We start from the raw sequence: 6,910 nt of genomic DNA, 5'->3' as shown, positions 1-6,910 counted from the left end.
CCCCGGATTGGATATACGTCATACCACAGTTTCAGTATGCGTCATACCCCGGATTGGGTATGCGTCATACCCCGATTTCGGTATGCGTCATACCCCGGATTGGATAAACGTCATACCACAGTTTCAGTATGCGTCATACCCCGGATTTGGTATGCGTCATACCCCGATTTCGGTATGCGTCATACCCCGATTTCGGTATGCGTCATACCCCGGATTGGGTATGCGTCATACCCCGGATTTTGTATGCGTCATACCCCGATTTCGGTATGCGTCATACCCCGTTTTCCGTATGCGTCATACTTCTTAACTTTACAACATGTCAGAAGAAATTCGAATCAACCAGTCAGCCACACGCGAAGAAATTTACCGGGAATTGCTCCCTCAGGCAAAGGCCTTATTATCCCCTGAACCGGATGAAATTGCCCGGATGGCCAACCTGACCGCAATCCTGCATGAGATTCCCGGATTTTTCTGGGTCGGGTTTTACTTCGTGAAAGGGAATGAGCTGGTGCTCGGACCATTCCAGGGGCCGGTAGCCTGTTCCCGGTTTAGCATAGAAAAAGGTGTGTGCGGGGCAGCCGTACGGGAAAACCGAACTCAGATTGTGCCGGATGTGGATGCATTTCCCGGTCATATCGCCTGCAGCAGTTTATCCCGGTCGGAGATTGTCCTGCCCATAAGGGATGCATCTGGAAAAGTGCGGGCGGTATTGGATATTGACAGTATCAGGCTGGATGATTTTTCAGAGGTGGATGAGCAGTATTTGATGCATTTTTTGGAATTAGTGAAGCTGAATTGAGACTCAGGTGAAAGGATTTGAAATATTCATCTGTACCTTACCTGGCCGGGCTCCCATTTTAATTCTTTTTTGAAAAATATCCTTCAGCAACCCGGCTGAATTTGAAGTGAATTTTCGTTCGGAAGTTATGAGTGCAAAATGGGTGGATTCGATTACAAATCACGAATTTTAAAATTCCTTTCTATCCCACTCTGATAAAATTCCAAATTTGACTATTTGGAGTTTGGACAACCGCGGAGGCCCAAGCACACACACACCAGACCATTGACTTTCCCAATATTTATGAGTGGAGGTTACTGGTAATTTATCGAATCAGGATATAATTAAAAAAATTAATTTCATGGTTATGTCGATTGCCGCGTTGGAAAGAGTTGACCCTGGTACCGAGCCATGCACCATTACTGCGTTAAGTACCAGAGCGTAACCTCAGAATATCCCGTCGAAACAAACGAACCCCGGGTACATGTCAAATGGAAGGGTCAGGAAAATCATCTGTTAAGCCAGACAAATCATTCGCCTATTGGATACTTATCCTAAAATCGAGTAGGTTACCCCGCTCATTTGGGAGTTTCAGCTTGCAGCGCATCGCCAACCTGAAGCCTGGTCAAAGAGTAGAGATTGGTTCGGAACCAGTCATTGAGTGCATACCCTCTTCCTCCCAGGCATATAACCCATCTTAAATGTCAACATCCAAAGGCGTTAGTGCATAAATTGTTATATTTGTTGGCAGGAGGAAGCTAGCCCCCCCAATCAGGTTTCAATAAAAGTAGAAGTTTTATTCAGGAAATCGGAATGAGATTGCTGAATGGAATGAACCGGTTAGGGGAGCAAATGATTCTGACCTTTCGGAAATTGCCTGTTCGGGTAAATATTCGGATCCATTGAGGATGGAATGAATGCTCCAACCTTCCCGATGAGAATGGGTCGTGTGCCTTCCATCCCCTGAAGAAGTGAGAAGTACTTCAGTTGGTTGAAAAGAAATTATTATGCTGTTCAATTCGTTACAGTTTTTATTCTACTTTGTACTGGTCACCGTACTGTACTATGGTTTGCCTCATCGTTTTCGATGGGCCATGCTATTAGTAGCCAGCTGCTATTTTTATATGGCATTTGTTCCGGAATATATTCTGATATTGGCCGGGACAATCGTGATTGATTATTTTGCTGCTTTCTGGATACAGGGAACTACCGGGAAGCATAAAAAGATAGCACTTGCAACCAGCATTGTAGCCAATGTGGGCATTCTGGGAGTTTTTAAATATTACAATTTTGGACTGGAAAACCTGAACGAATTATTAGGGTTTTTGAATATTCAAAGTGATATTCCCTATCTGGAAATGATCTTACCCATTGGGTTATCCTTCCATACCTTTCAGGCCATGAGCTATACCATTGAGGTATATTATGGGCGACAAAAGCCTGAGCGACATTTTGGATTGTATGCTCTGTATGTCATGTTTTACCCGCAGCTGGTTGCTGGCCCGATTGAACGCCCTCAGAATATTCTGCCCCAATTACACGAAAAGAAGGCATTAATAAACTCGAATGTAACCAGTGGCCTGAAATTAATGGCCTGGGGATTATTTAAAAAAGTCGTTGTCAGTGATCGGCTGGATTCTGTTACCTCATTGGTATTTAATTCACCTCAGAATTTCTCCAATTGGGAAATGGTTGTGGCAGCCATTTTTTTTACCTATCAACTGTATTGCGATTTTTCAGGGTATTCAGACATTGCCCGAGGGTCTGCCCGGGTGATGGGTTTTGACCTGATGGTGAATTTTAATTTTCCTTTTTATTCCCAGTCAGTAAAAGAATTATGGACACGCTGGCATATTTCCCTCAATACCTGGTTTCGCGATTATGTCTACATTCCATTGGGAGGTAATCGGGTTTCTCAATCCAGAGCCTATTTTAATATACTGTTTGTTTTTATACTTTCCGGAATTTGGCATGGGGCCGGATGGGGATTTATCTTTTTTGGTCTGATCAATGGCATTGCCATCATGTTGTCCCGATTCGTTCGGCCGATTTTCACGAAAATTCTTGAATTTGTACCCTTACCCGGAAATCTAAGATCCAATTTTGCATCTGGCTTTTTCATGTTGGGAACCTTTCTGATTCTGACACTTTCCTTCATACCCTTTCGGTGTGTGGAATTGGGCAGAACGATGGTTTTTATGAATAGTATGTTGGATTGGAATGATTCCTCCGGTACGATTCGAATGACGGGGTATACCGGATTGGTTGCCTGTTTTTTCGCAATTCTTGTGTTGGACGTTTTGCAGATAGCCTATGTCCGCAAGGTTTATCACAATACATTCATGAAACTTCCCTTCTGGGCTCGTGCCATTGCCTATAATTTATTTATTCTGGTAATTATTGGCTTTGGTGTTTTTGAGGAAGTGCCGTTTTATTATTTTCAGTTTTAAATAGTATGAAGCAGCAATCGCCTCTACTTACACTTTTTAGTAAAATATTAATCGCAGGTAGTCTGATGATTATTATTTTACTTTCTTTTTTGGTTTCTGATCCCTTTCGCATCCTGAGAAAATATGATTCCTATTCCTATTCTCCTGTTGTGCTCAACCGGGATTATGTATCGGTAGAATATTTCCTGGATAATTATCAGGAGAATTCCTATAATTCCTTTATTCTCGGAAATTCCCAGACGCTGGGTATTCTAACCACAGACTGGAAACCGCATCTTCCTGCCAATGCAAAACCTTATCATTTTGATGCATCCGGTGAGAGTCTGTATGGCATTTATGCAAAATTGAAATTATTAAATGATAAGGGCGTAGATATTAACAATGCTATTTTGTTTATCCGGGAGGATAATTTGTATGAGACCGGGGAATCCGGAGAGGGTCACATTTTTATCAAACATCCTGCGATTTCCCAAAGACCTTCCTATAGGTTTTACCTTCCATTTTTCAGGGTTTATTTTCAGAAGTTTTTCTTTTTAAAATATCTGGACAGGGTTATCAGTGGGGTCTATAAGCCCTATATGAAAGGCTTTCTGGAGAATCGAAAGGTAGTGTACACGCCGGTGAATAATGATTTAATTCTGGAGGATATGGAATATTACATTACCCATTCCCCCGATTCTTTTTATGCGGCGAATCAGGCATTGTTTTCGAAACGCGACACTTTACGACCAGATACAGGATATAAGCTGACTGGCTACGCGCAAATCACCCAGCTGATGGATATTCGTAAAATTCTGGATCAGCATGCCACTGATTACCGGATTGTCATTCCTCCCTCTTATAATTGTCTTGTCGTGAATCCGGAGAACCTGCGCATGTTGCAGGCGATTTTTGGCAGGGACAGGGTGTATGATTTTTCCGGGTTAAATGATTTTTCCAGAGACCAGACCGGGTTTTATGATTTGGTTCATTTTCGCCCGGAAGTAGGAAAACGAATGCTGGAAAAGATGTACCCGCCTGAGAGGCAGGAATAGTCTGGCTCTCAGGCAGGAAGATTTTTTTCGCTACGATTTATTTTTAGATAGTCCTTTTGGGACTAATCGAATTCAAAAAAGCAACAGGCCTGTAAGCCGGGTTCTGTCTGCACAAGTGCAGGGTCATCATTTATCTGGGCCGACTGTTGCCAGGCGGCTCTAGCGGCCTACCCTTCCCGGCGCACTTCCGAAGAAGATTGTATAACGAGCCGCTATACGGGTTGCCCCGCCGGGATTTATTTGGCCTTTCAACGCCTGAGGTTTACCTGCCCGCCGGTCGCCCGGACAAGCCGTGAGCTCTTACCTCACGATTTCACCCTTACCCCACCCGAAAGCAGGGCGGTATCCTTTCTGTGGCACTTTCTGTTCCCTGGTTTTTACAAACCAAAGACCTTCCCGTTAGGAAGCAGGCTGCTCTGTGTTGCCCGGACTTTCCTCCCCCGCCCGAGAGCGGCAGCGATGACCCGGCCTGTTGCGATTACAAAGGTAGGGAATTATGTTTGTGGAGGTATGAGTTATGAATTATGAGTTAGGGTCTCACCACTAAATGTTACCCAAGCGGAGATGGCGTCAATCGTAATGTTAACGACGGCTATAGATGTATAATTCATGTCCAGGCATCTGATAGACCAGTTTATGGTCTCTGTTAATTCGGTGGGACCAAAGTCCTGAGAGTTCATATTTCAATGGTTCAGGTTAACCTATTACTGAATATGGATTTCTTTGAATGTCCGGAATAAGAGAATGGATTTTTCTAACTTTTTGCTTGTCCTCTTTTTGCCATGAGAGGTAATCTTTCCCTGCGATATCCAAGGAAATAATTTTCAATCTGAATCTGGAAGTTTATACTATGAGAATTTACGCGATTTCATTTGCCTGATGGATTCATACAATCGGTCAGCATTGGATTTGGATTTCAACAGGTGCAGGGTTTCGGGGATAGAATTATACTCTTCCAATGAAATCAGCACGGGCCCTTTCCCTGAACCTCTTTTGATGATGAATGTTTCATGATTTTCTTCCACTTCATCGAAGTATTGTTTTAAGTGAGTGTGAAATTCGGTAAAATTGACAACCTGCATAAAGAATGATTTATTGAGTACAATGAAAAGTACTTAAAGGCATTATTTCCCAACTGGGTATTGTTGAGTCCTTTAGGTTTGCCATTTCCCCAAAAGCACAACAGCACCCTGAGTGGGGTGCTGTTGCGATTTGAAATTTGTGTCGTGTTTAATTTAAGATGGCCGCTTTGGTAGCATCCAGAATGGCAAAACTTTCTTCCCGCGTGGGCGCCTCGGCATATACCCGTAACACGGGCTCAGTGCCAGATGCACGAATCATTACCCAGGAGTTCTCATCAAAAATGAATTTGTGCCCGTCCAGGTCCCGCACTTCTTTCACCGTATATTTACCAAACTGTTTGTACTGTCCTTCCTGGCATGCTTTCACAATGGCTTCTTTCTGATCCTGACGGATGTGCAGGTCATACCGTTGCACAGAGAAAGCTCCAACGAGGGCATATACCTCCTCAATCAGCTGAGTCAGTGTTTTTCCGGTTTTGGCCATGAATTCAAACAGCATCAGACCGATAAATATTCCATCCCGTTCCGGAACATGACCGGTAACGGATATGCCACCTGATTCTTCTCCTCCGGCCAGTACATTCTCATTCACCATGATTTCACAAATGTATTTGAAACCGATTTTGGTGCGCTCAAAGGGGAGATTATACAGGGCGCAAATCTTTTCCAGTTTGGCACAGGCCGAAAAGGATACCACCACTTTGCCACTCAGTTTTTTATAATGGTGCAGATAATGAACCAGCAGTAATAGAATATGGTGTGAATCCACGAAGTTGCCATTCTCATCATACAGACCTATACGGTCGGCATCTCCGTCTGTTACCAGACCTACTGACAGTTTTTCCGCCTTGATCAGAGCAGCAAACTCTCCCAGGTTTTTCTCAATCGGCTCCGGGGGAACACCATGGAAGGTGGGGTTTACCTCACAATGCAACAGGCTTGCATCCGGAAACAATTTCCGCATTACATTCTGCCCGGCTCCATACATAGCATCATATCCAATCTTCATCCCACTATTGCGAATGGCATTCAGATCAAACGATTCCTTCATGTGGTTGATGTACAATGCTTCGGCATCGTAGTATTCGATTTTCTTTTCCGCTACCAGTTCTGCAAAGCGGTTTTCCAATTTTACAGAATGATCCGGAATGAGGGCTTCCACTTCAGCCACCATGGAAGGAAAGGAAGGGCCTCCAAAGTGACCTTTCAGTTTAAAGCCGGAATATTCCGGTGGGTTATGCGAAGCGGTGATGATGATACCAGCGCTCAGCTGTTTGCGCACGGTAGCGAGGGATATCATCGGGGTGCTGGAAAATCCGGGGGTGATGAATACTTTTACCCCGTTCTGAGCCAGAATATTGGCTGTGGTTTCGGCAAATAATTTCCCATTAAAGCGACAATCATAGCCAACGATGGCAGATGGGTTGGGGTATTTTTGCTTCAGCCATTCTGCAGTGGCAAATGCCACGCGGCTCAGATTTTCGATGGTGAATGAATCAGCGATAATGGCTCTCCAGCCGTCGGTTCCGAATTTAATTTTTTCCATTTCTCTAGATTAACTAGCGA

General features: G+C 43.9%; 6 protein-coding genes, 1 other RNA gene and 1 pseudogene. 3 read left to right on the top strand and 5 right to left on the bottom strand.

What is annotated here, in order from left to right; genetic code table 11:
- The first annotated feature begins 316 nt into the window (after positions 1 to 316).
- The gene (locus tag LC115_05180; GenBank protein ID MCZ2356073.1) at positions 317 to 799 is read left to right on the top strand and encodes a GAF domain-containing protein; all 483 of its coding nucleotides are present in this window, start codon (positions 317 to 319) and stop codon (positions 797 to 799) included.
- Positions 800 to 1,574: 775 nt separating this feature from the next.
- Here LC115_05180 and LC115_05175 read toward each other — a convergent pair.
- The gene (locus LC115_05175) at positions 1,575 to 1,796 is read right to left on the bottom strand and encodes a hypothetical protein (protein MCZ2356072.1); all 222 of its coding nucleotides are present in this window, start codon (positions 1,794 to 1,796) and stop codon (positions 1,575 to 1,577) included.
- Positions 1,797 to 1,902: 106 nt separating this feature from the next.
- Here LC115_05175 and LC115_05170 point away from each other — a divergent pair, with 106 nt between their 5' ends.
- Entirely contained in the window at positions 1,903 to 3,228 is a 1,326-nt protein-coding gene (locus tag LC115_05170) for an MBOAT family protein (protein MCZ2356071.1), read from the top strand.
- A 5-nt stretch (positions 3,229 to 3,233) separates the two neighbouring features.
- Positions 3,234 to 4,262 (top strand): hypothetical protein, encoded by a 1,029-nt coding sequence (locus LC115_05165; GenBank protein MCZ2356070.1) that lies wholly within the window; start codon positions 3,234 to 3,236, stop codon positions 4,260 to 4,262.
- A 76-nt stretch (positions 4,263 to 4,338) separates the two neighbouring features.
- On the opposite strand, the gene rnpB is transcribed toward LC115_05165, so the two are convergent.
- From rnpB to LC115_05145, 4 genes and pseudogenes are all read right to left on the bottom strand, one after another.
- Positions 4,339 to 4,738, bottom strand: an RNA gene (rnpB, locus tag LC115_05160) — RNase P RNA component class A.
- Between the two features lie 106 nt (positions 4,739 to 4,844).
- Positions 4,845 to 5,090: pseudogene (locus LC115_05155) on the bottom strand (Txe/YoeB family addiction module toxin).
- Between the two features lie 20 nt (positions 5,091 to 5,110).
- Complete coding sequence (locus LC115_05150; GenBank protein MCZ2356069.1) at positions 5,111 to 5,344, bottom strand: type II toxin-antitoxin system Phd/YefM family antitoxin; 234 nt, start codon at positions 5,342 to 5,344, stop codon at positions 5,111 to 5,113.
- A 148-nt stretch (positions 5,345 to 5,492) separates the two neighbouring features.
- Positions 5,493 to 6,890 carry a phosphoglucomutase/phosphomannomutase family protein gene (locus LC115_05145; GenBank protein ID MCZ2356068.1) on the bottom strand — a complete coding sequence of 466 codons (1,398 nt, stop codon included), beginning with the start codon at positions 6,888 to 6,890 and terminating at the stop codon, positions 5,493 to 5,495.
- Between the last annotated feature and the right edge of the window lie 20 nt (positions 6,891 to 6,910).

This window comes from Bacteroidia bacterium (genome assembly GCA_026932145.1).
In the GTDB taxonomy this organism is placed as follows: Bacteria; Bacteroidota; Bacteroidia; order J057; family JAIXKT01; genus JAIXKT01.
Note: the sequence above shows the minus strand (reverse complement) of the source record. Positions and strands in the feature narration are given on the sequence as shown.